This window comes from Streptomyces sp. NPDC005899 (assembly GCF_040629645.1).
In the GTDB taxonomy this organism is placed as follows: Bacteria; Actinomycetota; Actinomycetes; order Streptomycetales; family Streptomycetaceae; genus Streptomyces.
This window is the reverse complement of the sequence record NZ_JBEXWB010000068.1, coordinates 1-1,899: the sequence shown is the minus strand read 5'-3', so window position 1 is coordinate 1,899 and position 1,899 is coordinate 1. Positions and strand designations below refer to the sequence as shown.

3 protein-coding genes are annotated in these 1,899 nt (G+C 75.8%); 2 read left to right on the top strand and 1 reads right to left on the bottom strand.

Going from position 1 to position 1,899, the window contains the following annotated elements; genetic code table 11:
• Positions 1–270: 270 nt before the first annotated feature.
• Complete coding sequence (locus ABZ371_RS11625) at positions 271–465, bottom strand: hypothetical protein (RefSeq protein ID WP_358676916.1); 195 nt, start codon at positions 463–465, stop codon at positions 271–273.
• Positions 466–618: 153 nt separating this feature from the next.
• Between ABZ371_RS11625 and ABZ371_RS11620 the strand changes: the two genes are divergently transcribed.
• Together ABZ371_RS11620 and ABZ371_RS11615 are read left to right on the top strand one after the other, a co-directional pair.
• The gene (locus tag ABZ371_RS11620; protein ID WP_358676968.1) at positions 619–1,506 is read left to right on the top strand and encodes a hypothetical protein; all 888 of its coding nucleotides are present in this window, start codon (positions 619–621) and stop codon (positions 1,504–1,506) included.
• A gap of 108 nt (positions 1,507–1,614) precedes the next feature.
• Positions 1,615–1,899 (top strand): hypothetical protein, encoded by a 285-nt coding sequence (locus ABZ371_RS11615; RefSeq protein WP_358676971.1) that lies wholly within the window; start codon positions 1,615–1,617, stop codon positions 1,897–1,899.

Below are 1,899 nucleotides of genomic sequence, written 5' to 3'. Positions count from 1 at the left end.
ACTCCGGACCGACTCCGGACCGACTCCGGACCGACTCCGGACCGACTCCGGACCGACTCCGGACCGACTCCGGACCGACTCCGGACCGACTCCGGACCGACTCCGGGCCTGCTCCGGACCGGTACCGCCCCCGCCCGGCACCGCCCCCGCTCCAGCCCGCCCCCGAGCCCGGCCAGGTCGGCCCCGCACCGCCCTACCCGTCCCTGCCCCGCCCCGGACCACCGGAGGTGTCAGGCAGCCGGGCTGCCGGGCGGCGGACCACCGGAGATATCAGGCGGCCGGGCCGCCGGAGGTGGCAGTGTCGTGCTCCTCGGCGTCCGTGCGGGCCCGGTCGCGGGAGCGGCGGGCCGCTCCGGACCAGCCGCAGACGCAGCGGGCCAGGCAGAACGACCCCCGTTCGACGGTGGTCGTGCGGTGCGCCGGGGCGGGGGCGTGGACGGTGGGGTCCGGGGGGTCCTCATGCACGCGTCCACGGTACTGGCGGACCCTCGCGCCCGTGCACGAGTGGGCCGTTCGGCTTCCCGGAGGGACCACTCGGCGTGACGGGGCGCCCCGGTGGTCGTTAGGCGGGGCGGGCGGCAGCCCGGTCAGGTGTACCTCGTTGGGGGTTGGCAGGCGATGGTGGTGCGGCAGCACGGGCGCGGAGGCGGGGCACCGGCTGTGTGCGCCCTGGTCCTGGCGGGCGTGATGGCGGCGGGTACCGGGTGTTCCGGTGACGGCGCGGGCGGGCCTGCCGCGGCCGGCGAACGCGCCGCGGCCGGGAAGAACGCCGTCGGAGCCCCGGCGTCCGCCGTGCGCCGGGCCGCCGACGCCCTGGCCGGTGCGGGTACCGCCGAGGCGGTCACGTCCATGGAGACCGCCGCCGGCGGGACCCGGGTCACCATCCGGGGGCAGGGGACGTACGACTTCCGCAGGCAGCTCGGCCGGATCAGGGTCGTGCTGCCGAAGGACGCCGCCGGATCGGACGGGCACCGGCCGATCACCGAACTGCTGGCGCCCGGGGCGCTGTACATGAAGAACCGGGGCGCGGGTGTGCCCGACGACAAGTGGGTCCGGATCGACACGAGGGCCCTGGCGGACGGCAATCTGGTCACCGGCGGGGTGACCGATCCCATGGCCGCCGCCGAGCTGCTGCGCGGCGCGGTCAAGGTGGTGTACGTGGGGCGGACGGAGCTGGCCGGGGTACCGGTACGCCACTACCGGGGGCACTCGGACCTGGGACGGGCGGCGCTGGCCGCTTCGCCGTCCTCGCGCGGCGCGCTGGCCGCCGCGGCGAAGGGGTTCCACGCGGACACGGTCTCCTTCGACGCCTACCTCGACGACGAGGGCCTGCTGCGGAAGGTCCGCCACCGTTTCGGTTTCGCGGCGCGGGGGCCGGCGGCAGCCGTGGTGTCGACGACGCTGCTCCACGGGTTCGGGGTGCCGGTCACGGTGGAGCTGCCACCGGGTGACGACATCTACACGGGGCGCATCCGGCAGGGGTGGACCGGCCCGGAATCACCGTAGGGAGGGGGCTGAAATGGCCCGTCCGTGCCATGCGCGGTGGGTGCCGCGCTCCCTACGCTAGGGAGTCGGTGCGCCAGCTTCCGGCGACGGCAGAGAGAGGTGACGCAGGTGGTGACGCTCAGCGCTCCGCAGGCTCAGGACCATGTGGCCCTGGCCGAGATCGAACTCTGCGGTGAGCTCATGATCGCGGCGTCTGCCGCGCTGGAGGACCGGCTCAGCCCCGACCGTATCGACGAGGTGCTCAACGTCGGGCAGTTCCCCGAGGAGGTGCCCTCCGCCGGCCAGGACCGGGGCGGGGCGGTCTCCGGCGGGGCTGCCGCGCCGGTCGAGGCCCGCGCCACGGCGCCGGAGCACACGCCCAGGCTTCCCCGGCAGTCGCACCGCCGGGCGTGA